The sequence below is a fragment of the Synechococcus sp. WH 8101 genome (assembly GCF_004209775.1).
Taxonomy (GTDB): domain Bacteria; phylum Cyanobacteriota; class Cyanobacteriia; order PCC-6307; family Cyanobiaceae; genus Synechococcus_C.
This window is the reverse complement of record NZ_CP035914.1, coordinates 438928-463164: the sequence shown is the minus strand read 5'-3', so window position 1 is coordinate 463164 and position 24237 is coordinate 438928. Positions and strand designations below refer to the sequence as shown.

The window sequence follows — 24237 nt, the reverse complement described above, 5'->3', positions numbered from 1 at the left end:
TCAGCGCCGCAGGCGCTGCAGACTGGCCGACTGCCAGGCGCCGGTGCCGTCGTAGCGGCGAATCAGGTGCTCCAACTGGTCGGGGCCCGGTTTCCACCAGGCCTCCACCAGGAAGGCCTGGCGATGGCTCACCTGCTCCGGCACGCGAAAACCACCGGCGTCGGGCAGCCAGCGGACGCCAGCAAGATCAGCCGGTTCGATCGTGATCGTGATGGCCTGAACACTGGGCTCGGGCCAATCCGCGCTGATCGTGGCCTCCTCTCCCTGCCAGGAGCCGAACAACTGCTCGGCCGCAAGGGAAGGCTGCTCCTCAGTCGCCGTGCCGGCACGGAACTCGCGAATCAGCACCGAGCGCTCAAAGCGGCCGGCCTCGCTGTAGAGAATCACCAGACGATGACGCCGGTCGCCGGCGATGAAGCCGAATTCACCACCAAAGGCCGTTCCGGGCGCCAACTGCTGCGACCCCTTGCAGAACGTACCGGAAGGAAAGAACACCACCTGCTTGCCAAGGGTGCGGTAGTCCTGCTGCATGGCGCTGCTGGGAGCGCCACGCTCAGCCGCCGGGCCTGAAAGCGCCGCGTCCTCCCAGCGCTGCAACCCGAAGCGCACCAGACGGGCATCGTCTCCCTGCTCCAAGGTGAGAATCGAGGAGGTGCGTGACTGCTCCCGCTGCTGGGAATCCAGCGACGCAAACGTGCCGTGCCACTCGCCGAGGTTGCGCAGGAAGTTGTCCCACTGACTGGTCATCCGATCGCGGCAGCAGAGGCCGGATCCTATGGCCACACCAGAGCCACAGCCGCCATCAAAAAACCCCGCCCGGTAAACCGGACGGGGTGGATGAACGACTCACTGGTTGGCGAGTCAAGCGACTGACAATCAGCCGAACTTGCCAGAGGTGGAAGCGATCAGGAAGGCGGCGTACGTGAGGATGTAGCCGATCGTGAAGTGGGCAAGACCCACCACACGCGCCTGAACGATCGACAGAGCCACAGGCTTGTCGCGCCAGCCCACCAGGTTGGCCAGAGGCGTGCGCTGATGAGCCCAGACGATGGTCTCGATCAGCTCCTGCCAATAACCACGCCAGGAGATCAGGAACATGAAGCCTGTCGCCCACACCAGGTGGCCGAACAGGAACATCCAGGCCCAGACGGCGAGGTTGTTGCTGCCGAAGGGGTTGTAGCCGTTGATCAGCTGGGAGCTGTTGAGCCACAGATAATCGCGGAACCAACCCATCAGATAGGTGCTGGACTCGTTGAACTGAGCCACGTTGCCCTGCCAGATGGCGAGGTGCTTCCAGTGCCAGTAGAAGGTGACCCAACCCACAGTGTTCAGAGCCCAGAAGACGGCCAGATAGAAGGCGTCCCAGGCCGAGATGTCGCAGGTGCCGCCACGGCCGGGGCCGTCGCAGGGGAAGGAGTAGCCGAAGTCCTTTTTGTCGGGCATCAGCTTGGAGCCACGGGCATCCAGTGCGCCTTTCACCAGGATCAGGGTCGTGGTGTGCAGGCCCAGGGCGATGGCGTGGTGCACCAGGAAGTCACCAGGGCCGATCGGCAGGAACAGATCGTTGCCACCGCTGTTGATGGCATCCATCCAGCCGCCCATGTAGGCCGCATTGGCATTGGCGGCCACACCGCCGGCGTTGGAGAGCAGCACGTCGAAGCCATACATCGCCTTGCCGGAAGCGGCCTGGACGAACTGGGCAAAGACGGGCTCCACCAGGATCTGCTTCTCGGGAGTCCCGAAGGCCACGACCACATCGTTGTGGACGTAGAGGCCGAGGGTGTGGAAACCGAGGAAGAGAGAGACCCAGCTCAGGTGACTGATGATCGCTTCCTTGTGCTCGAGCATCCGGGCCAGAACGTTGTTCTTGTTGGCCTCGGGGTCGTAGTCACGGATGAAGAAGATCGCACCGTGGGCGAAGGCACCGCACATCAGGAAGATGGCGATGTACTGGTGGTGGGTGTAAAGCGCTGCCTGGGTGGTGTAGTCCTTCGCGATGAAGGCATACGAAGGCATCGCATACATGTGCTGCGCCACCAGGCTGGTGACCACGCCTAGGGAAGCGAGGGCCAGGCCGAGCTGGAAGTGCAGGCTGTTGTTGATGGTGTCGTAGAGACCCTTGTGGCCGGCGCCGAGGTCACCAGGGGTTCCCTTAGGGGGATTGTGGGCTTCGAGGATCTCGCGGATGGAGTGACCAATCCCGAAGTTGGTCCGGTACATGTGGCCGGCGATCACGAAGATCACGCCGATGGCCAGATGGTGATGGGCGATGTCGGTGAGCCAAAGGGCTTCCGTCTGGGGGTGGAATCCACCCAGGAAGGTCAGGATCGCCGTGCCCGAACCCTCGGCGGTGCCGAACACCTGACCCATGGTGTCGGGGTTCTGGGCATACACACCCCAGTTGCCGGTGAAGAAGGGGCCCAGACCGGCGGGGTGGGGCATCACGTTGAGGAAGTTGTCCCAACCCACGTGCTGACCGCGGGACTCAGGAATCGCCACGTGAACCAGGTGACCGGTCCAGGCGATGGAGCTGAAGCCGAAGAGAACGGCCAGGTGGTGGTTGAGGCGTGATTCAGCGTTCTTGAACCAGGCCAGGGAGGGACGGAACTTGGGCTGCAGATGCAACCAGCCGGCGAAGAGAGCCCAGGCCGACAGGATCATCATGAAGATGGAACCCTGATACAGCTCGGCGTTGGTCTTCATGCCGATTGTGTAGAACCAGTGATACAGGCCTGAGTAGGCGATGTTCACCGGGGAGGACGCACCCGCCTGAGTGAAGGCGTCAATCGCGCCCTGACCGAAGTGGGGATCCCAGATTGCGTGAGCGATGGGGCGCACGTGCAGGGGGTCGGCGACCCACTGCTCGAAGTTGCCCTGCCAGGCGATGTGGAACAGGTTGCCCGAAACCCAGAGGCCGATGATGGCCAGGTGACCGAAATGGGTGGAGAAGAGCTTCTGGTAAAGCTTCTCCTCCGTCATTCCGTCATGGCTCTCGAAGTCGTGAGCCGTGGCGATGCCGTACCAGATACGGCGGGTTGTCGGGTCCTGTGCCAGACCCTGGCTGAACGAAGGGAATTTCGTTGCCATTAGGGAAAAGACAGGTGGAGATCAGCCGACCACAAGGATGTGGGCGTGGAAGAAGGCCCAGGTGGTCGCAATACCGCCCAGGAGGTAGTGGGCAACACCCACGGCACGGCCCTGGGTGATGGAGAGCGCACGGGGCTGGATGGCCGGAGCCACTTTCAGCTTGTTGTGAGCCCAAACGATGGACTCGATCAGCTCCTGCCAGTAGCCGCGGCCGCTGAACAGGAACATCAGGCTGAAGGCCCAGACGAAGTGGGCACCCAGGAACATCAGGCCATAGGCGCTGGTGTTGGAGCCATAGCTATTGATCACCTGTGCGGCCTGAGCCCACAGGAAGTCACGCAACCAACCGTTGATGGTGATAGCGCTGTTGGCGAAGTTGCCGTTGGTGATGTGCTGAACGGAACCGTCGGCATTCACCGTGCCCCACACATCGCTCTGCATCTTCCAGCTGAAGTGGAAGATCACGATGGAGAGGGAGTTGTACATCCAGAACAGACCCAGGAACACGTGGTCCCAGGCGGACACCTGACAGGTGCCACCACGACCGGGGCCATCACAGGGGAAGCGGAAGCCCAGGTTGGCCTTGTCGGGGATGAGGCGGGAGCTGCGGGCGTAGAGCACACCCTTCAGCAGGATCAGCACCGTCACGTGAATCGTGAAGGCGTGGATGTGGTGCACCATGAAATCAGCGGTGCCCAGAGGAATCGGGGCAGCGGCGACCTTGCCGCCAACGGCGACGACGGTGCCGTTGAAGACTTCACTGACGCTGGAGAGCGCGTTGGGTGCGGTGCTGCCGGCGGCGGCAGCGTGCAGACCCTGGATCCACTGCGCGAAGACGGGCTTCAGCTGGATCGCCGAGTCGCTGAACATGTCCTGGGGACGACCCAGGGCACGCATGGTGTCGTTGTGGATATAGAGACCGAAGCTGTGGAAGCCCAGCCAGATGCACACCCAGTTGAGGTGGCTGATCAGGGCATCGCGGGCCTTGAGCACTCGGTCGAGCACGTTATCCACGTGCTTGGCGGGGTCGTAGTCGCGGATCATCGCGATCGCGCCATGGGCGGCCGCACCCACAATCAGGAAGCCACCGATCCACATGTGGTGGGTGAACAGACCGATCTGGGTCGGGTAATCGATCGCCATGTACGGATAGGGAGGCATCGCGTACATGTGCTGGGCCACGATGATGCTCAGGGAGCCGAGCATCGCCAGGTTCACAGCCAGCTGAGCGTGCCAGCTGGTGGTCATGAACTCAAACAGGCCGTCATGGCCCTTGGTGGCGGGGAACAGCAGGGGGTCGCCCTTCTGACCCTCGAGGATCTCCTTAATGGAGTGACCGATCCCCCAGTTGGTGCGGTACATGTGACCGGCCACGATGAACAACACCGCGATGGCCAGGTGGTGATGGGCGATGTCGCTCATCCACATGCTGCCGGTGACGGGGTTCACGCCACCCTTGAAGGTGAGGAAGTCGCTGTAGGCAGCCCAATCGCCGCGGAAGAAAGCACCGATACCGGCGCTGAATCCGGGATAGAGCTGCGCCAGCAGATCCTGGTTGAAGAATTCGTGCGGCAGGGGGATGTCTGCCACTGAAGCGATCGTCTTGCCGTTGAGCACCAGCGGTTGGCCGGCGTCGATGGCATCCATCAACTTGGTGGTGGGCAGAGACACGTGCAGCAGGTGCCCGGTCCAGGAGAGGGAGCCCAGACCCAGCAGGCCAGCCAGGTGGTGGTTGAGCATCGACTCAACGTTCTGGAACCACTCCAGCTTTGGCGCTGCTTTGTGGTAGTGGAAGACACCGGCGTTCAGCATCAGGCCGGCCATCACCAGAGCGCCGATGGCCAGAGACATCAGCTGGGTCTCGTTGGTGATGCCCCAGGCACGCCAGACATGGAAGAGACCGGAGGTGATCTGGATGCCCTGGAAACCGGCACCCATGTCGCCATTGAGGATTTCCTGGCCGAACACCGGCCACACCACCTGAGCACTGGGCTTCACGTGGGTGGGATCGGCGAGCCAGCCGGAGAAGTTGGAGAAGCGGGCGCCATGGAAGAAAGCGCCGCTCAGCCAGATGAAAATCACGGCCAGATGGCCGAAATGAGCACTGAAGATCTTCCGAGAGACCTCCTCAAGGTCACTCGTGTGGCTGTCGAAATCGTGAGCGTTGGCGTGGAGGTTCCAAACCCAGGTGGTGGTTTTGGGACCTTTCGCGAGGGCTCGGTCGAAATGTCCGGGCTTACCGAACAGTTCAAAGGTCGCCGGATTGTTGACCTTTTCGACCTGGCTCTTCGCGGTGCTCCCACGCTCTGGTGGGCTGATGGTCATCGAGTCGTTCCTCGAGGGACGGGATCGAGGTGGTGGGCCACCCCTCCGGCAAACCAAATGGCTCGCCGGGGCCCCGGGCACAGCTCAGCAGAGCGTCACCGCACCCGGGCGCCAGTGGTTGCCAGGAACAGAAATCCCTGACTCTCACTGGAGCATTGGGCCCCAAAGAGGGGACCGCTGGCGGAAGCATAGAGGCGAAGATCCATCTCCCGACCCAGGAGTTACAAAGGTTCAATCCCGCCGCGAACCAGTCGTGACAGGGGGTCTGACGGCAAGTGATTAACAACGAACCCGGGAAACTTTGAGCTCTTTCCGCACGTGCTGACGAGAATCTTTTCGTCCTGACTAACACAAACAGCGGCGGGTGGGCGGCGCTACCGGTGAGCTTCAGAATGCCCTTTATCCGCCGCATCGTCCATGGGGCCTCCGGCTCTGCGCCGCCTGATGACGGTTCTGCTCTGCGCCTGCATCACGCTGAGCTGGACCAGCCCGGTTTCCGCCCTGTCCCTCCCCTGGTCCACAACGACCGGCGGCGATGGGGCGAGCCCGGTGATCCCGGCCGCCAGCGGCACACTGCAGGAGGTCGCCGCACCCGGCGGCGTCCAGCAGCTGCAGCGTCGCCTTGATGGCCGGCGGCCCCGACTCTCTCTGGTGAGTCCGCAGGACGGAACAGTGCTCCGTGAGGCCTCCTGGACCCTGACCCTGCAGGTCGAGGACTGGCCGGTCACAGCCGATCCGGACCTGGGCCCCGGCGCCCACATCGCCCTGCAGATCGACGGAGCCCCCCCCCAACGCTTCAGCCATCTCAACGATGGGCGGATCCAGGTCACGTTGCCGGCGCTCAGCCCGGGCAGCCATCGGCTCACGGCCTACGCCGCCACTCCATGGGGCGAGGCAGTCAAGCTCCCCGGCGCCAGCCTGCAGTGGCGGCTGCACCAGATTCAGGCCCTGCCCAACACCCAGCCCGGTCCTGAGGATCCCTGGCTGGTGCTGGTCAGTCCCTCTGAACTGAGCCAAGGCCAACCCCTGCTTCTCGACTGGCTGGTGTGGAATGCCCCTTTGCAGAACCTGCGCGAGGGGGATGGGCGCTGGCGCCTGCGACTCACCCTCAACGGCGACAGCGTTCTGTTGGACCAGCAGCAGGCCCTGTGGTTGCAGACCAAGGGACGCGGCACCCAGGCCGTGCAGATGGAGCTGCTGGATGGCCTCGGAGAACCGATCACGCCCGTGTTCAACAACCAATTGCGCGCCACACCGCAGGGATCAGAGCAGCCACCCATCTGGTTGCAAGACCACCTGAGCGACAACCAACTCGCTCGCCTTCTGGGCGAGACCCCGGCACCCACAGACCCAGAGCCAGACCCCGAACAGGAACCGGAACCGGAACCGGACGTTGAAACGGCGCCGACGCTGGCCATGGAACCCGAGCCATCAACCGATGGCGAGACGGCAGCACCCCCAAAGATCGAACCGGATCTCGAGCCGAAGATGGCCCCTGAGGACGCCCCTCCTCCCCAGCGCGCCGAGCCACCACCGCGGCTGCCGACCACCAGCCTGGGAGGATCAGCGCGGGAGCTGTTGAATCCAGACGGCACCCAGCGTTGACCCTCGACCGTGTTGTTCTGAACGCCGCTTCCCCGTCACCGACCCGAGCCCCAAAGCCCTGCCTGGCTCTGGGGCTATCCAGCCGTGCCCTTCCCCTGCTGCAGCGTCTTCAACAAGCCGGCGAAGTCCACTGGATCGCCCTCACGCCGCAGGCGTCAGCCTCCCTGCCCAGCCCACCGGCCGACCTGCTGATCGGTGCTGCCGCTGATCTGCTTGCGAACCACTGGGATCGGTGCGGCGGACTGATCCTGATTGGGGCCGTGGGAGCAGCCACCCGCCTCGTGGCGCCACTGTTATCCGACAAAGAGACAGATCCGGCCGTGCTCGTTCTGGATGCTGAAGGTGGCCAGGTGATTCCCCTCCTCGGCAGCCATCGCGCCGGCGCTGAACTGTGGGCCCATGGTCTGGCCGCTGCGCTGAACGGGCAGGCGGTGATCACGGGCGACAGCGCCCGCCACGACCGCCTGGCCCTGGATGGTTTCGGCGAGGGCTGGGGCTGGCAGCGCAGCGGCAGTGGCAGCCGATGGAGCGCGCTGATGATTGAACGAGCGCAGAACCGCAGCAGCCGTGTCCTGCAGACCGCCGGCAGCCCGCTCTGGCGTCAGGCGCCAGGGGCTCAACACAACTGTTGCGCTACGGACGATGCGCTCGAGGCGGATCTGACCATCGGCCCGGAGCACCGCCGCGACGACGGCTGTGCCTGGCATCCCGCCTGCCTCTGGCTTGGGGTGGGCTGCGAAAGAGACACCAGCCTGAGCCTCATCTCCCGGGCGATCGAACGGTCGCTCGAAGACGCCGGCCTGGCGATCGAAGCGGTGGCCGGCCTGAGCAGCATCGATCGCAAAGGCGATGAACCAGCCCTGATCGCCCTGGCGCAGCAACGCGGCTGGCCCATGCGCCTGCATAGCGCTGAAGCACTGGCGGCCGTGGCGGTGCCCACCCCGTCCGACGTGGTGAAAGCGGAAATGGGCACGGCATCGGTGGCGGAAGCCGCAGCCCTTCTCGCTGCAGGGGAACAGGGCCATCTACGGCAGACGAAAACAATCGAAAAACCGCAGAGCAGCGAGGAACGGGGTGCCGCCACGGTGGCGATCGCCCAGGCGGCCCTGCCCCAGGCTCCCCAGCGGGGGCAGCTCCATCTGATCGGCAGCGGTCCTGGAGATCTGAACCTTCTCACTCCCGAGGCCCGGCGCGCCCTGGCCCAGTGCAGCGTCTGGGTGGGCTATGGCCTCTACCTCGACCTGCTGGAACCCTTGCGGCGCTGCGATCAGGTGCGCCTGGATGGTCAGCTCACCCGGGAACGGGAACGCTGCGCCCAGGCGCTGGACCTGGCCCGGCAGGGCGTGCGGGTGGCGTTGGTGTCCTCGGGCGACAGCGGCATCTACGGCATGGCAGGACTGGCCCTGGAGCTCTGGCTGGCCCTGCCGGAATGCGAGCGCCCCGCCTTTGCCGTGCACCCCGGCATCTCCGCGCTGCAGCTGGCGGCAGCCCGGGTGGGAGCCCCCCTGATGCACGACTTCTGCACGATCAGCCTCAGTGATCGCCTCACCCCGTGGCCCGTGATCGAACGACGGCTGGAGGCTGCCGCCAAGGGCGATTTCGTCGTGGCGCTCTACAACCCCCGCTCCCGAGATCGAGACTGGCAACTGGCCCGGGCCCGGGACCTGCTGCTGGCGGAACGGAGCGCCACCACGCCCGTGCTGCTGGCCCGCCAGCTCGGCCGCAAGGAGGAGAGCCTGCACCACACCACCCTGGGCGCGCTCAATCCAGACGACGTCGACATGCTGACGGTGTTACTGGTGGGCAACAGCAGCACCTACGTCGCCTCGGATCAGATGGTGACGCCGAGGGGGTACCCCGGCGCTGCCCTGAGCTGATCGTCATGCAGTCGGGATGACAGGATTCGAACCTGCGGCCCCTTCGTCCCGAACGAAGTGCGCTACCAAGCTGCGCTACATCCCGATGGCCCGACTGTAGAAGATGACCTCCGCCTTGAAACCTGAGTGGCTGCGCGTCAAAGCGCCGCAGCGGGAACGGATCGGCGCCGTGGCCGATCTGTTGCTCGATCTCAGGCTCAACACGGTTTGCCAGGAAGCGAGCTGCCCCAACATCGGCGAATGCTTCGCCGGCGGCACCGCCACTTTTCTGATCATGGGGCCGGGCTGCACCCGCGCCTGCCCCTACTGCGACATTGATTTCGACAAGAGCGTGCGGGAGCTCGACCCCACCGAACCGGAGCGACTCGGCGAGGCGGTGGCCCGTCTGGGCTTGCGCCATGTCGTGATCACTTCGGTGAACCGCGACGATCTCGCCGATGGCGGCGCCTCCCAGTTCGTCGCCTGCATCCAACAGGTGCGGCAGCGCTCTCCCCTCACCACGATCGAACTGCTGATTCCTGATTTCTGTGGCGACTGGAACGCCCTGGCCACCGTGATGGACGCCGGGCCCGATGTGCTGAACCACAACATCGAAACCGTTCCCACCCTCTACAAACGGGCGCGACCGCAGGGGGTGTACAGCCGCTCCCTGGAGCTGCTGCAACGCGTTCGGGAGGGCTGGCCGAAGGTTTACAGCAAATCAGGCCTGATGGTGGGGCTGGGGGAAACCGATGCCGAGGTGCACGAGACGCTGGCCGACCTGCGGCGCCATGCGGTCGACATCGTCACCATCGGCCAGTACCTCTCGCCTGGGCCCAAGCATCTGCCGGTGCAGCGGTTCGTGACCCCGGACCAATTCGAGAGCTTCCGCCGGCATGGTGAAGACCAGCTCGGCTTCCTGCAGGTGGTGAGCAGCCCGCTGACGCGCAGCAGCTATCACGCGGCGGAGGTTCAACGGTTGATGGCCACTCACCCACGCTGAGCGTCTGGACTGACAAGCCCCTGCCCCAGCCAGGCGGCTTCTTCACGGGCCGCCGGGTAGAGCCGGCGCAGCTGCTCCAGGCTTTCCGGATCACCCCGATCCAATAGACGTCGGTAGCGGCGCAACGAGGACTGGGGAAAGAGGAGCACCCCGGATAACAGCGCCAGGCCGCTTCCCAGCAGGTAGTCGATCCAGCGATTCGGGATGTACCAGGCCACGAGCGGCCCATAGCCGGCGAACGCCACACCGCTGGAGATCAGGGCCGTGCGCAGGTAGGGGCCGAGATTCAGGGCAGCCACCAGGGCCGCCGTGCCACCCATGGCCAACCCCACACCGACGCTGTTGAGACCGATGGTGTTGAACACCAGCAGGGGCATCAACACCCCCAGGCTCACCCCCACCATCCGGTCGCGCACGCGGGCCATGGTGGCGCCAATGCTGTCGTTAAGCAGCAGCACCACACCGAAATAGAGGTATTTGGGGGTCTGCGCTCCCAGGCCAACGCCGATCGCCAGGGCGAACGCCGCCAGCACAAGTTTGCGCCAGAAGCTCCAGCTGGCGAAGGCCAAGCGATAGCGCTCCGGCAGAGGCAGATCCTCCCCCTCCGGCCCACTGGGCGGTGCCGGGGCGCCATAGCCCGATGGCGTCAATCCCCACTGCAGGGCGGTGCCAACGGCCAAGCCGATGGCGATGGCCTCCAGCTGATGTCCCCAGTCAGCCCAGGCGGCCGACGGATCCAGCAGGGGGAGCACCCCGGCGGCGGCCACCACATTGGTGAGCAACGCCAGCTTGGCCGGTAGTGCCACCGCCAGGAGCTGCATCACCACGCCAACAATGCCGAACCACCACACCTGGGGGGCATCGGGAAACATCATGCGCACACTGAGCCCCAGGCCCATCGCAACAGCGGCGATCAGCATCAACACCGGGTAGATGAGCGGAGGCCAGCGACAGAAATCTGGACGCACTACCAACACGCCCACCACCACGCCATAGGCGGCGGGGATATCGCCCAGACCGAGCGTGAGGCAGATCAGCCGCGTGATGCTCGCAGCGAGACCGATCGCCAGCGCCGCCCGCAAGCCGAGCCACTGGGCCTCAGTCGCCATGGGGATCGGCCGGGTCATGCTTGAGCGCCTGCACCCAGCCCACCAGCAGCACAATCATCAGCAGCGCCAACCAGAACCAGAGCCTTGGTGCCGTGCTGAACACCGTGATCGCGAGCAACACGAGGGCGATCCACGGCGCCGGCTGACGCAGGGCATTCAACCAACTGGATGGGGCGAGGGGATGACGGGACATGGGGTGGCTGGGAGATCAAAGATTCAGCGATTGAAGCCGGCAATCCAGCGCAGAAACGGCAGGGCGTAACTCACTAGAGACCGTCGTTCCACGGAGGCCTTGGCTTCAGCGGGCTGACCATCGTCAAAACGCAGATCAGGCCCGCGGCCCCCACTCCAGCGCAATCCGGAGGGGGTTGGCGCCGACTCCAACTCCACCCGCACGAGCATCAGTGGCGCCGTGGCCTTGCCAGGAAGAATCGCCAGCGGATCGCCTCCTTCCCCAAAGGCTTCCTGCCGGGCCCGCGCCACCAGCGACACCGCCAGATCCGCTTCGCCCACCACACTGGCGAGGGCGGCCGCATCCAGCGGTGTGGGCGAAATCGCCTTGATTGTTCCTTCGACGCCGCCGTAGCGCTGAGCCGTGCCGCCGTATTGATTGCGGCTCTGCAGGATCGGCTCAATTTCGATCGGTGCGCCGACGCGAAGCCGCGTGGCATCCGCCTCGGTGAACAGAGCCATCGCCTGCCTGGATGCCGCACGGGGACGCTCCAGAGCCAACGTGCCCAGGCGCTCGCCAGGCAGCACGGGCTGGCCCTCCTCCACGGCCCAGCTCACCAACCGGCCGGACTCGGGAGCGCGCAGCTCCAGCGACTGACTCAGGGCCTCAAGCTCGGCCCGGACCGCCCGTAACTCGGCCTGCTGGGCCTGGAGGAGACCACGATTGGCCTCCAGCTGAGCGATCTTCGCCTCGAGCGAACGGATGGCCGCCTTGTTGCCGAGATAAAGATCCTGGGCGGCCACCCAGAGGGGGCTGTAGGTGGGGATCACCTGCTTCTGACGCAAGTCTTCCAGCGCCGTGAGCTGCTGCCCCACCGGTTGATTGCTCACCTGCAGTGTGGTGATCTGCTGGCGCAGGGCCTCTACCTCAGAGGAGTTGGCGCGCAACTGCTCCACCAATCCCCGCTGTTGATCTGCGTTGGCCTCGAGCTGACGATCCAGGGCCTGGGGCTGACCGGTGGGGGCGGGACCACCGCGGGCGGCCTGATCGATGCGATCGAGCCGGACGAGCACCTGATCCTTGGCCACACGCGTTCCGACTGGGACGTTCAGGTTGAGCACCTGGCCGGGGGAGCGGCTGTACAGCCCCCGGCGGTCGCCAGGGGACAGCAACACGGCGGATCCGAACACTTGCACATTGATCGCCGGTACAACCGCCCACACCGCTGTCGCGCCGGTGACAAGGGCGATCGGCCAGCACCGTTGCAACAGAGCACCCATCCGCGCTTCACCTATGCGCTTTTAAAACGCGCGTAGGGTAGCGCCGTTTTTGGATGGCTCCGAGCCACCGCTGAAGGATTCACCGGCATGCTCCGACGACGGCTCCTGGTTTCCCTGCTGATGGCCGCCGCATCCTGGCTGCCGGCCAACGCCGCACCCGAAAGGCTGAGCGATCCTCTCGGCCTGAGCCTGGACCAGGCCCTGGCGCAGGGCATGGAAGCCTCGCTCATGCTCCAACAGAGCGAGGCCGAAAAAGCAACCACGGCAGCGGGTGTCGGCGTCAGCCGCAGCCTGTTTCTGCCGAAGCTCGATGTGGTGGGCCTCGGCAGCTGGGCCCAGGTGGGCAGCTCGATCGGTTTCATTTCCAATCTGCCCACCATCGGCGATCTCGATCTCGATCTCGGCGGTGATGGCTACGCCGTGATCCAGAACACCTTCGGCAACATCGGGCTCGCACTCACCTATCCCCTGATCGACTTCGAACGTGGACCGCTGCTGTCGGCGGCCAAGGCCCTCGATCAGGCCGCCGCGGCACGGATCGCCGAGCAGCGGCGACAGAGCCGGTTCGCCATCACCAATGCCTACCTGAACCTGCAGCTCAGCGATGCGCTGATCCCCGTATGGCAGCGATCGATCGCCCTCTCCAGCGAGCTGCTCAAGGATGCGGAAGCGCTGCGGGATGGCGGGCTGGGCGCACGCATCGATGTGTTCCGTGCTCGTGCCCTGCTCGCCACCGACCAGCGCGGACTCAGCGCCGCCCGCTCGGCCCGGGCGATCGCCGCCAGCGCCCTGGCCCGATTGCTCAACCTTCCTGCTGATCAAAGCGTGGAAGCCACCGATCCCCTCTTGGCCCAGTCGCCATGGCCGCTGGAGCTGCAGACCTCGATCGAGGCCGCCACCCGCAATCGCCCGGCGCTGGAGGTGATCGCGCAGGCACAGGCCGCTGCGGAAGCGAAAGTGAGGGCCGCCAGGGGCACGATGCTGCCGCGGGTGGGGCTCCTGCTCGGCGGCGGCATCAGTGGCGACAACCTGAATGTGCCGGTGCTCAACAGCAGTGGTCGCGTCAGCAATGTGCCCGTCGCCGGTGAACTGGAGTTGCCAACGTTGACCAGCAGCGGCAGTGCCAGCGGCAGCTTTTACGACTACGGCGTGCTGCTCACCCTGCGCCAACCCCTGTTCGACGGCGGGCTGTCAGCCCAGAGTGCAGCCCTGGCGCGCAGTCAGGTCGACCAACAACGCCTGCTGCTGGAACAACGCAAACAGACGATCATCCAGGCGGTGGAGACCTTCTGGCACACCCACCGCAGCGCCAAGGCCGCCATGGTCTCAAGCCGGGAGGCCGTGATCGCCACCGAAGAAGCGGTGCGGGATGCCCAGCTGCGCTATCGCGCCGGCATTGCGCCGGTCACCGAACTGCTGCTGGCCCAACGCGATCTGCAAGCGGCCCGCAGCGCTGAAGCCACGGCGATCCAGCAATGGAATCTCAGTCGGGCCGGCCTGGAGCTGGAGACGGGGCGTCAATGAGCGGCAGCCCCGCCACCGGCCGCCACTGTTGCAACGTCCAGTCCACCAGGCCGCGAGCCACCATCGGATCCTGTTGCACCAGCGCCAGGGCCTGGGCATAACTTTCGGCCTCCAGCACCAGCAGCCCGCCGCCGCCGGGTTGGCCCTCGCCATCAACAAGGAAGCCACTGGAGAGAATCGATCCTGAGGTCCGCTGCTGCTCCACCCAATCGCGATGGGCCTCCAGATGACGACGACGCTGAGCCACGGATAAGGCGGCCGTGGCAGGCGTGAACGTCTCGTGCTTGATGAAGAGGGGCACGCCTGGGGCCTGGCCGATCAGGCCGTGACGGCAGCGCGATCCACCAGACCCATGGCCGCTCTCTCGCTGGGGGGAACCAGCACCTTGAAGCGTGACCTCCACCGCGTCCAGTCCGACAGGATCGCCGCGGCCATCTCGCTGCCGGTTGCGGCTTGATGGGCTTCGAGCAGAGGTTTGAGCACGGCCTCCTGCTCTGCGGTCTCGAGGCTGCAGATCTCGACGATCTCGGGATTCACCCGGTCAGCGACTCCACCGTTCTCATCCAGCAGGAAAGCCACCCCACCGGTCATGCCCGCGGCGACGTTCCGACCGGTGCTGCCGAGCACCACCACAATGCCACCGGTCATGTATTCGCAGCAGTGATCTCCAGCGCCCTCCACCACAGTGTGGGCGCCGCTGTTGCGCACAGCGAAGCGCTCCCCGGCGCGACCATGCACGAACACCTCACCTCCGGTGGCGCCATACAGGCAGGTGTTGCCGATGATCACCTGCTCGCCGGGAGAGAGGACCTCGGCCGTCGGCACCAGCACGATGCGGCCACTGTTCATCCCTTTCCCGATGTAGTCATTGGCTTCGCCCTGGAGACGCACATCCATGCCCTGCACTAGAAAAGCGCCGAAGCTCTGACCGGCAGCACCCTGGAAATGGAGCTGCAGCTGGCCGCGGAAGCCCCGATTGCCATGGCGAGCGGCGATCTCACCGGCCAGGCGCGCACAGACGCTGCGGTCGGTGTTAGCGATCTCCAGGCTGCGGCGAATCGAACCGTGGCTCTCGATCGCAGCCATCAACTCGGCATCGGCCAGGAGTTGATCCTCCAGAACCGGGCCATTGCCATGGGCTTCAGCGGCATGCTGCAACCAGGTGCGCTCCCCATGGCCGGGCACCGGTGCCAACAGGGTGGTGAGATCGAGCGCGGCGGTTTTCTCCAACGACACCTGCCGTGGTTGGAGCAGGTCATTGCGACCGATTAGATCCTCCAGACGGGCCACGCCGAGCACACTCAGCAACTGACGTACCTCCTCAGCCACATAGAGGAAGAAATTCACCACGTGCTCCGGCAGCCCGGTGAAGCGCTTGCGCAGGGCCTCCTTCTGGGTGGCCACGCCCACGGGGCAATTGTTGGTGTGACAGACCCTGGCCATGATGCAGCCCTCCGCGATCATCGCCACCGAACCGAAGCCGTATTCCTCAGCGCCGAGCAGAGCGGCCATCACCACATCCCAGCCGGTCTTCAAACCACCGTCGGCGCGCAGCAGCACCCGATCCCGCAGACCGTTCTCCATAAGGCTGCGATGCACCTCGGTGAGGCCAAGCTCCCAGGGGCTGCCCGCATGCTTGATCGAGCTCAAGGGAGAAGCGCCGGTGCCACCGTCATGGCCGGAAATCTGGATCACGTCGGCATTGGCCTTTGCCACACCGGCGGCGATGGTGCCGATGCCGATTTCCGCCACCAGCTTCACCGACACCCTGGCTCTGGGATGCACCTGATGCAGGTCATGGATGAGCTGGGCCAGATCCTCAATGGAATAGATGTCGTGATGGGGTGGCGGTGAGATCAGGGCCACGCCCGGTTTGCTGTTGCGAAGCCAGGCGATGTACGCATCGACCTTGGGTCCAGGTAGCTGGCCTCCTTCGCCGGGTTTGGCACCCTGCGCCACCTTGATCTCCAGTTGCCTACCGCTGCGCAGATACTCCGCCGTCACGCCGAAACGCCCCGAGGCGATCTGCTTGATCGCCGAACAGGCGGTGTCACCGTTCCGGAGTCCCTGAATTGCGGGCAGGGTGGTGGAGTGGCCGGCCGCGTCAACGTCGTTCAACACCTTGAAGCGCGCTGGATCTTCACCGCCTTCTCCACTGTTGCTCTTGCCGCCGATGCGATTCATCGCCACCGCCAGCACCTCATGGGCCTCCCTCGACAATGCTCCGAGACTCATGCCCCCGGTGCAGAAGCGGGAACAGATGCTTTCCACGCTCTCCACCTGATCGAGGGGCAACGGCGTGGTGGCTGGCTTGAACTCGAGCAGATCCCGCAACGCCGTCACCGGCCTGTTCTCCAACAGGGTGCGATAGGTGGAGAAATGGTCATAACCCGGTCCTTCATGCACCGCCTTGTGCAGGGCCTTGGCCATCTCTGGACTGTTGAGGTGGTACTCCCCGCCGGTGCGGTATTGCACGAAGCCCATGAATTCGAGCTTGCTGCGATTGAGCTCGGGAAAGGCCTTAGCGTGCAGCAGCAGGGTCTCGCGAGCCAACTCCTGGAGTGAAAGCCCGGCCACCCGGCTGGTGGTGCCGGAGAAAGCGCGATCGATCACATCGGCACCGAGGCCGATGGCCTCAAAGATCTGGGCGCCGTGATAACTAGCGAGCAGAGAAATCCCGATCTTGGAGAGGATCTTGCGCAGACCGTTCTCCAGAGCCAGCCGCACATTCGCCTGGGCCTTGGCGGCAGTCAGGGAGGGCAGCTTGCCCTGCTCGATCCGTTTCTGGGTTTTGGGATGGGCCAACCAGTGGCGCGTTGTCTCCCAGGTGAGCCAAGGACAGACGGCACTGGCGCCGTAGCCGATCAGACAGGCGAGATGGTGGGTGCTCCAGCACTGGGCGGTGTCCACCACCAGGGAACACCGCAGACGCTGTCCGGCGCGGAGGAGGTGATGGTGCACCGCCCCGACCGCAAGCAGCGGTGGCAGGGAGGCGGCGGTGGCCGCTGGATGGGCGGGAGCACCGGCCAGGCCATGGCGATCACTCAGCACCAGAATCTGAGATCCCGCCTCCACCGCTGCGGATGCCGCAGCGCAAAGCCGATCCAGCGCCTTCTCAAGCCCATCGAGTGAGGCGGCGGGATCGAACTGGGTGGAGAGCGTGGTGCAGGGCAGTCCCTGATGGGCAATCGCCTCGAGCTCCGCCTCATTCAGCACCGGCGAATCGAGATGCACGAGGGCGGCGGCCTCGGGCTGGGGCCGGAGCGCTGGGCGACGCTCCCCCAGATGCATCTCCAGGCTCATCACCAGCTGTTCCCGCAGGGGGTCGATCGGCGGGTTGGTGACCTGAGCGAACCGCTGTTTGAAGTAGTCGTAGAGGAGATGGGGCTTGTCAGAGAGCACCGCCAGTGGGATGTCATCCCCCATGCAGTAGGTGGGCTCCTTCGCAGCGCCCGCCATGTCTTCGATCACCAGCTCCAGATCCTCGGCCGTGAATCCGGTGGCCGTCTGCAACCGCAGCAGATCGAGATCAGCCAGCTGCTGGTCGTTGCTCCAAGGCTGGGGCGCCAGATTGCGGCGGTGTTGCTCCAGCCACTGGGCGTAGGGATGGCGGGCCGCCGCATCCTCTTTCACCGCCCAGTTGTCCAGCAGCTCGCCGCGCTCAAGATCCACCGCCAGCATCTGCCCAGGCCCGAGTCGACCGCGACTGATCACAGTTTTCCCACTGAGATCGACGACGCCGGTTTCGGAACCCATCACCACAAAGCCATCGTCGGTGATGCAGTAGCGCGCGGGCCGCAGGCCATTGCGATCCAGCGTGGCGCCGACCCGCTTGCCATCGGCGAACACCAGCAGCGCCGGGCCATCCCATGGCTCCTGCAGACCGGCATTGAACTCATACATCGCTCGCACCGCCGGGCGATCCTCCAGCTCGGGTTGATGGCGGAACGCTTCCGGCACCAGAGTGATCAGGCTGTCGGTGATCGAACGACCGCTGCGAACCAACAGCTCGAGGGTGGCATCGAGATTGGCGGAATCACTGAAGGCGGGATTCACCACCGGGTTGAGATCGGCAGCCGCGTCACCCCACACATCCTCAAGATGGGCTTCTGAAGCGCGGGCCCAGTTCAGATTGCCCAGCAACGTGTTGATTTCACCGTTGTGTCCCAACAAGCGCATCGGTTGCGCCAGGGGCCAACGCGGCAGGGTGTTGGTGCTGAAGCGCCGGTGATACACCGCAAAGCTCACCGCAAAACGGGGATCCCGGAGGTCGGCGTAAAAGGCCGCCAGCACCTCCGAGCGCACCATCCCCTTGTAAACAACCGTGCGGGAGCTCAGGGAGGCGATGTAGAGATCGCGAGCGGCCTCCGCACCCCAGGCCTGACGTGCGCGCTCACCAATCCGACGGCGGAGGCGGAACAACAGCGCCTCCAGGGCGTCACCATCACTGCCGCCACACAACACCCACTGAACAATGCTGGGCGCGGTCTCTCGCGCCAGAGGCCCCAGAACAACGGAATCGACAGGAACCTCCCGCCAGCCACAGGAGCGCAGACCAAGGGCCGCAGCCTCCTGTTCCGCAAAACGCTGCGCCTCAGCGCGCCGCTCCGGATCGGTGGGCATGAAGAGCATGCCCAGGCCGCGTGGCGTTTCAACGGCTGCCGCCTCAGGCCAAACCGCCTCCAAATAGGGCCATGGGATGCCGCAGAGCACACCGGCGCCATCACCGGAGTCGCCATCGCCGCCGCAGCCGCCGCGGTGCTCCATGCAGCCCAGCCCGCGCAGCGCCTGCTCCAAAAGCCAGTGGCTGGCAACACCCTGAAGATTGGCGAGGAAGCCCACACCACAGGCATCCTTCTCACCGGTCACAGCAGCCGGAGCGCGGCTGTCGCAATAGGGCCAAGATGAGCCTGCGAGGTGTGTCATAACCCATCGACGCGATCTCAGATCTTAAGGAGGCACGGTGCAGCCCCAAAGACCGGGCTAGCGTCAGCGCCACGTGGTTAGCGTCTGCGCGATGGTCGATCTGCCGCCACCACCCAGCCCCATCGCCGAGGTGCGGCTCTCCCCATCGCAGCGCGGCGATCGCATCCGGATCGGTGGCCATGACCTCGAGGCAGCCTGGCTTTGGGTCGGAAGCGACAACCGGCGGCCCGAGCAACTCTGGCTACCGCTGGATCTTCTGATCAGTCAGTTCGGTTTTGTGCGCACCCAGTCCGATCGGGGCGAACAGCTTGAGTGGTATGGCCGCAAAGTGGCGCTCAGTTCTCTGCCGCAACGCAGCCTCGAGGATGAAGTGGCCATCGAGGTCGCCGGGTGGCTGGACTCCGTCGGCGTGCAAACCAGCCGCTCGAGCCGCAGCCTGAGGGTCTCCCTCCCCGCGCCCCGGGTGCAGCAGCTGCGACGCGGCAAGGGCAGCACCGCCAATCGACTGGTTCTGGATCTCAGCGGCCCGGCCCTGGTGCAGCGCCTCGGCAATGATCTGGTGCTTGGCGTCAGCACGACGCCCACCCAGGCCGGCCAACTGCGCGGCATGGGGCTGCGGATCCAGCGCCAGCGGTCCCAACTGGCCTTACCCGGCCAGGGCCAGGCTCTCGCCACCCTCACCCTGGCCGATCCCTGGCGCATCGTTCTCGATGGCGTCTCTACCGGGGGTGAAAACAGCCGCAGCCAGGGCATCGACCGCCTGGCGACCGCCCTGATGAGCCCAGCGGTCCAATCCCTGATCAGCCGCGGCCTGGTGCTCGATCGACGCACGGTCACCGTCGGCGTCAAACCTCTCACCGTGTATCGGGCCGGCGCGGTTCCCCAGGGCCAGGGGCTCCGCCTGCTCCCCCTGGCCCCCACGCAGGCCCAACAAGGGCTGCGCTTCCTGAACCAGTTGGCCCAACCGGCCGGCGCGATGGTGGCCGTGAACGGTGGTTTCTTCAACCGGGTGCGTCAACTGCCCCTCGGCGCGGTGCGCCTCAACGGCTCCTGGCTCTCCGGGCCGATCCTGAATCGGGGCGCCATTGGCTGGGATCCCGGCGAGCGCCTCGCGTTCGGTCGGTTGCGCCTCAATCAGGAACTGCTTCTCGCCAGTGGGGAACGCTGGGGGCTGGGACTACTCAACAGCGGGTTCGTGCAACGGGGCCTGAGTCGCTACACCAGAGCCTGGGGGCCTTACTACCGCGCTCTCAGTGGCGAAGAGCAGGCGCTGAGCGTGCGCGCAGGCCGTGTCGTCGCTCTCCACAGCAGAGCCGAACTGGCCCGTGGCGTCCCCCTGGCCAGCGGCACCGATCTGATCGTCGCCCGGGGCGGCGCCCCGCTGCCGGCAGGCCTGGATGACGCAGTGGAGATCAAGGTCAGCAGTTCCTCTCCCCTCGGTGAACGGTCCCAGGTGCTCGGCGGCGGTCCACTGCTGCTCAGCAACGGCCGGGTCGTGCTCAACGGACGCCAGGAGGGCTTCAGTGCGGGATTCATGGCGCTGCGGGCCCCCCGCACGGTCGTGGCGCAGGATCAGCAGCGGCTCTGGTTGATGACCATCGAAGGCGCCAGGGGAAGCGATCCCACCCTGCTGGAGACCAGCCTTGCCCTCCAGCAACTCGGCCTCGGTGATGCGTTGAATCTGGATGGCGGCAGCTCCACCTCCCTGCTGGTCGCCAACCAACTGGTGATGACAGGGCGCTCCTTCCCGCCCAGGGTGCAGAACGCCCTGGGGCTGGTGCCAGAGTGATGAAAACCGCGAACTGAGTTGACGATTCCATGGGTGCCAACCTGCTGATCACCCCTGCCGCCGCTGCAGAGCTGGGTCGTCAGGCCGCAGCGGCCGGCACCCCCGGCCAGATGCACCTCGACCTGGTGAGCGGCAGTTGTGAAGAGCATGTGATCCGCCTGCAACCGGGACCGATGGGAGGACAGCCGATTGCCCGGGCGGACGGCATCACCCTGCACGCGCCCAGCAGCCAGGCCCAAGCGTTGGAAGGGCTGTGCCTGGATTATCGCGGCGACCTCAGTGGCGGCGGCTTCCTGGTGACCGCCCGCAGCGGCATCCGTTGCTGCCCCTGCGGTAGTGCCTTCACCCGGCTCTGAAACGCGGGTCAGGCGACCCGGTATGGTTGTGGATTGTCGAATCAGGTCGGGTCTCCGGCCGCAACCCGACCGTCGATGCCAACCATCCAACAACTGATCCGTCACGAGCGTCAGAGCCTCAAGGCGAAGACCAAATCGCCGGCCCTTCGGGCCTGTCCTGAGCGTCGTGGTGTCTGCACACGCGTCTATACCTCCACGCCGAAAAAGCCCAATTCGGCACTGCGCAAAGTGGCCCGTGTGCGCCTGACCTCCGGCTTCGAAGTCACGGCTTACATCGGCGGCATCGGTCACAACCTGCAGGAACACTCCGTGGTGCTGATCCGCGGCGGTCGTGTGAAGGATCTGCCTGGCGTTCGTTATCACATCATCCGTGGAACGCTTGATACGGCCGGTGTGAAGGACCGCCGTCAATCGCGCTCCAAGTACGGCGCCAAGACTCCGAAGGAGTGATCAGTCGGGCCTCACGCAAGCCCGTTGATCTGCTGTCGCGTTCTCGTATTTCCCGTCCATCCCCTCCTCATCCTTAACGGTTCATGTCCCGCCGCAACGCTGCCGAAAAGCGCCCGATCCTTCCCGATCCCCAGTTCAACAGCCGCCTGGCCACGATGATGGTGGCCCGCCTGATGAAGCACGGCAAAAAGTCGACGGCCCAGCGGATCCTGTCCGACGCCTTCGGCCTGATCGGAGAGCGCACCGGCGGCGATCCCCTCGAGCTGTTCGAAACCGCGGTGAAGAACGCCACCCCTTTGGTGGAAGTCCGCGCCCGCCGCGTCGGTGGCGCCACCTACCAGGTGCCGATGGAAGTGCGCCAGGAGCGAGGCACCGCCATGGCCCTGCGCTGGCTGGTCAATTTCTCCCGCTCCCGCAACGGCCGCAGCATGGCCCAGAAGCTGGCTGGTGAGCTGATGGATGCGGCAAATGAGTCGGGCAACGCCGTTCGCAAGCGGGAAGAGACCCACAAAATGGCTGAAGCCAACAAAGCCTTCGCCCACTACCGCTACTGACTCAGCGTCGCCCTGCCAGCTCTCGTCTGTTCAGGGCGGACCTGTAGAGTCTCACCCGCCTTTTAACGCCCCACCCCGGAGTATCCTGTGGCTCGCGCCTTTCCCCTGGAACGCGTCAGAAATATCGGTATTGCCGCCCATATCGACGCCGGCAAAACCACCACCACCGAACGAATTCTGTTCTATTCCGGGGTGGTGCACAAGATTGGTGAGGTGCACGATGGCGCCGCCGTCACCGACTGGATGGCCCAGGAGCGCGAACGCGGGATCACCATCACGGCGGCCGCCATCTCCACCAGTTGGAAAGATCACAGGATCAATATCATTGATACTCCTGGACACGTGGACTTCACCATCGAGGTGGAGCGTTCCATGCGTGTTCTCGATGGCGTGATCGCTGTGTTCTGCGCTGTGGGTGGCGTACAGCCCCAGTCGGAAACCGTCTGGCGCCAGGCCGATCGCTACTCCGTGCCCCGCATGGTGTTCGTCAACAAGATGGACCGCACCGGCGCCGATTTCCTCAAGGTGCATGGTCAGATCAAGGATCGCCTCAAAGCGAATGCGGTTCCGATCCAGCTTCCGATCGGTGCGGAAGGGGATCTCAGTGGCATCATCGACCTCGTCGCCAACAAGGCCTACATCTACAAAGATGATTTAGGGAAAGACATCGAAATCACTGATGTCCCCGCAGATATGGCCGATGAAGTTGCGGAGTGGCGCAACACCTTGATGGAAGCGGTGGCGGAAACCGACGAAGTCTTGATCGAGAAGTTCCTGGAAACGGGTGAACTCAGCGACGAGGAACTCAAGAACGGAATCCGAATCGGTGTCCTGAAGCACGGGCTGGTGCCCATGCTCTGTGGCTCCGCCTTCAAGAACAAAGGTGTGCAGCTGGTGCTCGACGCCGTCGTCGATTACCTGCCCGCCCCCGTGGATGTGCCCCCCATCCAGGGCGTTCTGCCCGACGGCAAAGAAGCGGTGCGTCCTTCCGACGACAAGGCTCCATTCAGTGCCCTGGCGTTCAAGGTGATGGCCGATCCCTACGGCAAGCTCACCTTCGTGCGGATGTATTCCGGCGTGTTGGAGAAAGGCAGCTATGTGCTCAATTCCACCAAAGGGGAAAAGGAACGCATCTCCCGTCTGGTGGTGCTGAAGGCAGACGACCGGGAAGAGGTGGATGAACTGCGCGCCGGTGACCTCGGAGCTGTTCTGGGCTTGAAAGCCACCACCACCGGTGACACCCTCTGTTCACCGGAAGATCCCATCGTTCTCGAGACCCTCTTCGTGCCCGAGCCGGTGATCTCGGTGGCCGTGGAACCCAAAACCAAGGGCGACATGGAGAAGCTTTCGAAGGCCTTGGTTGCCCTCGCCGAAGAAGATCCCACCTTCCGCGTTAACACCGACGCTGAAACCGGCCAGACCGTGATTGCCGGCATGGGCGAACTTCACCTGGAAATCCTTGTGGATCGCATGCTGCGGGAATTCAAGGTGGAAGCCAACATCGGCGCACCGCAGGTGTCGTACCGCGAAACGATTCGCGCCTCAGCACGGGGCGAGGGCAAGTTCTCCCGCCAGACCGGTGGCAAGGGTCAGTACGGCCACGTCGTGATCGAAATGGAGCCCGGCGAACCCGAGTCTGGCTTTGAATTCGTCAACAAAATTGTTGGCGGTGTCGTCCCCAAGGAATTCATCAAGCCCTCAGAAATGGGCATGAAGGAAACCTGCGAATCCGGCGTCATCGCTGGATTCCCCATGATCGACGTCAAAGTCACCATGGTGGACGGGTCTTACCACGATGTGGACTCGTCGGAAATGGCATTCAAAATTGCCGGCTCCATGGCCTTCAAAGATGCGGTTAAGAAGTGCAATCCCGTGCTGCTTGAACCGATGATGAAGGTCGAGGTCGAGATCCCCGAGGATTTCCTCGGCTCGATCATCGGCGACCTGTCATCCCGACGGGGACAGGTTGAAGGTCAGGCCATTGACGATGGCACGTCAAAGGTCTCGGCCAAGGTGCCCTTGGCCGAAATGTTCGGCTACGCCACGGAACTCCGATCCATGACTCAGGGTCGGGGTATCTTCTCGATGGAATTCAGCCACTACGAGGATGTTCCTCGCAACGTCGCTGAAGCCATCATCTCCAAGAATCAGGGCAATTCCTGATCTCTACCCAACCCTAATTCCACCCCCGATTCTTTAAC

The 24237-nt window shown here is 64.6% G+C and carries 18 protein-coding genes and 1 tRNA gene; 9 read left to right on the top strand and 10 right to left on the bottom strand.

All coding sequences use genetic code 11. The annotated features are described in order from the left end of the window. The 3 genes from SynWH8101_RS02115 to psaA all read right to left on the bottom strand — a co-directional run bounded on the left by SynWH8101_RS02115 (window position 1) and on the right by psaA (window position 5412). On the bottom strand, window positions 1-747 hold the full coding sequence (locus tag SynWH8101_RS02115; protein ID WP_130128382.1) for a DUF3598 family protein: 747 nt from the start codon (window positions 745-747) through the stop codon (window positions 1-3). A gap of 129 nt (window positions 748-876) precedes the next feature. Next, the gene (gene psaB / locus SynWH8101_RS02110) at window positions 877-3087 is read right to left on the bottom strand and encodes a photosystem I core protein PsaB (protein ID WP_007100658.1); all 2211 of its coding nucleotides are present in this window, start codon (window positions 3085-3087) and stop codon (window positions 877-879) included. A gap of 21 nt (window positions 3088-3108) precedes the next feature. Then, entirely contained in the window at window positions 3109-5412 is a 2304-nt protein-coding gene (psaA, locus tag SynWH8101_RS02105; protein WP_130128381.1) for a photosystem I core protein PsaA, read from the bottom strand. A 417-nt stretch (window positions 5413-5829) separates the two neighbouring features. Here psaA and SynWH8101_RS02100 point away from each other — a divergent pair, with 417 nt between their 5' ends. Both SynWH8101_RS02100 and cobJ read left to right on the top strand, forming a co-directional pair. Continuing rightward, entirely contained in the window at window positions 5830-7017 is a 1188-nt protein-coding gene (locus SynWH8101_RS02100) for a hypothetical protein (protein WP_130128380.1), read from the top strand. Then, window positions 7014-8894 carry a precorrin-3B C(17)-methyltransferase gene (gene cobJ, locus SynWH8101_RS02095; RefSeq protein ID WP_130128379.1) on the top strand — a complete coding sequence of 627 codons (1881 nt, stop codon included), beginning with the start codon at window positions 7014-7016 and terminating at the stop codon, window positions 8892-8894. The genes SynWH8101_RS02100 and cobJ overlap by 4 nt, the downstream gene beginning before the upstream one ends. Before the next feature lie 11 nt (window positions 8895-8905). On the opposite strand, the gene SynWH8101_RS02090 is transcribed toward cobJ, so the two are convergent. After that, window positions 8906-8979: transfer RNA gene (locus SynWH8101_RS02090), tRNA-Pro, on the bottom strand. A gap of 18 nt (window positions 8980-8997) precedes the next feature. Here SynWH8101_RS02090 and lipA point away from each other — a divergent pair. Beyond that, window positions 8998-9876, top strand: a complete 879-nt coding sequence (gene lipA / locus SynWH8101_RS02085) for a lipoyl synthase (protein ID WP_130128378.1) — start codon at window positions 8998-9000, stop codon at window positions 9874-9876. Here the strand turns inward: lipA and SynWH8101_RS02080 are convergent. From SynWH8101_RS02080 to SynWH8101_RS02070, 3 genes are read right to left on the bottom strand one after another with little or no spacing between them, the layout of a single operon-like run. Beyond that, the gene (locus SynWH8101_RS02080) at window positions 9864-10985 is read right to left on the bottom strand and encodes an FUSC family protein (protein WP_130128377.1); all 1122 of its coding nucleotides are present in this window, start codon (window positions 10983-10985) and stop codon (window positions 9864-9866) included. The two genes, lipA and SynWH8101_RS02080, sit on opposite strands and share 13 nt — an antisense overlap. After that, complete coding sequence (locus tag SynWH8101_RS02075; protein WP_130128376.1) at window positions 10975-11178, bottom strand: hypothetical protein; 204 nt, start codon at window positions 11176-11178, stop codon at window positions 10975-10977. The genes SynWH8101_RS02080 and SynWH8101_RS02075 overlap by 11 nt, the downstream gene beginning before the upstream one ends. 23 nt (window positions 11179-11201) lie before the next feature. Next, window positions 11202-12437 carry a hypothetical protein gene (locus SynWH8101_RS02070; RefSeq protein WP_130128375.1) on the bottom strand — a complete coding sequence of 412 codons (1236 nt, stop codon included), beginning with the start codon at window positions 12435-12437 and terminating at the stop codon, window positions 11202-11204. 87 nt (window positions 12438-12524) lie between these two features. On the opposite strand from SynWH8101_RS02070, the gene SynWH8101_RS02065 reads away from it, so the two are divergent. Further along, window positions 12525-13961: a TolC family protein gene (locus SynWH8101_RS02065; protein WP_130128374.1), complete on the top strand. Its 1437-nt coding sequence runs from the start codon at window positions 12525-12527 to the stop codon at window positions 13959-13961. Here the strand turns inward: SynWH8101_RS02065 and SynWH8101_RS02060 are convergent. Then, on the bottom strand, window positions 13921-14262 hold the full coding sequence (locus tag SynWH8101_RS02060; protein ID WP_130128373.1) for a YciI family protein: 342 nt from the start codon (window positions 14260-14262) through the stop codon (window positions 13921-13923). The genes SynWH8101_RS02065 and SynWH8101_RS02060 overlap by 41 nt on opposite strands. A 17-nt stretch (window positions 14263-14279) precedes the next feature. Further along, entirely contained in the window at window positions 14280-18887 is a 4608-nt protein-coding gene (gltB, locus tag SynWH8101_RS02055) for a glutamate synthase large subunit (protein WP_130128372.1), read from the bottom strand. 91 nt (window positions 18888-18978) lie between these two features. On the opposite strand from gltB, the gene SynWH8101_RS02050 reads away from it, so the two are divergent. From SynWH8101_RS02050 to rpsG, 4 genes are all read left to right on the top strand, one after another. Continuing rightward, window positions 18979-20676 carry a phosphodiester glycosidase family protein gene (locus SynWH8101_RS02050; protein ID WP_130128371.1) on the top strand — a complete coding sequence of 566 codons (1698 nt, stop codon included), beginning with the start codon at window positions 18979-18981 and terminating at the stop codon, window positions 20674-20676. A 29-nt stretch (window positions 20677-20705) separates the two neighbouring features. After that, window positions 20706-21032 (top strand): AIR synthase, encoded by a 327-nt coding sequence (locus SynWH8101_RS02045; protein WP_130128370.1) that lies wholly within the window; start codon window positions 20706-20708, stop codon window positions 21030-21032. 75 nt (window positions 21033-21107) lie between these two features. Continuing rightward, on the top strand, window positions 21108-21482 hold the full coding sequence (gene rpsL / locus SynWH8101_RS02040; protein ID WP_007100672.1) for a 30S ribosomal protein S12: 375 nt from the start codon (window positions 21108-21110) through the stop codon (window positions 21480-21482). 83 nt (window positions 21483-21565) lie between these two features. After that, on the top strand, window positions 21566-22036 hold the full coding sequence (rpsG, locus tag SynWH8101_RS02035) for a 30S ribosomal protein S7 (RefSeq protein ID WP_007100673.1): 471 nt from the start codon (window positions 21566-21568) through the stop codon (window positions 22034-22036). A gap of 51 nt (window positions 22037-22087) precedes the next feature. Here rpsG and SynWH8101_RS14360 read toward each other — a convergent pair whose 3' ends face one another. Next, window positions 22088-22255 carry a hypothetical protein gene (locus tag SynWH8101_RS14360; protein WP_254428136.1) on the bottom strand — a complete coding sequence of 56 codons (168 nt, stop codon included), beginning with the start codon at window positions 22253-22255 and terminating at the stop codon, window positions 22088-22090. Here SynWH8101_RS14360 and fusA point away from each other — a divergent pair. Continuing rightward, entirely contained in the window at window positions 22178-24199 is a 2022-nt protein-coding gene (gene fusA, locus SynWH8101_RS02030) for an elongation factor G (protein WP_254428099.1), read from the top strand. The two genes, SynWH8101_RS14360 and fusA, sit on opposite strands and share 78 nt — an antisense overlap. Window positions 24200-24237 lie beyond the last annotated feature (38 nt).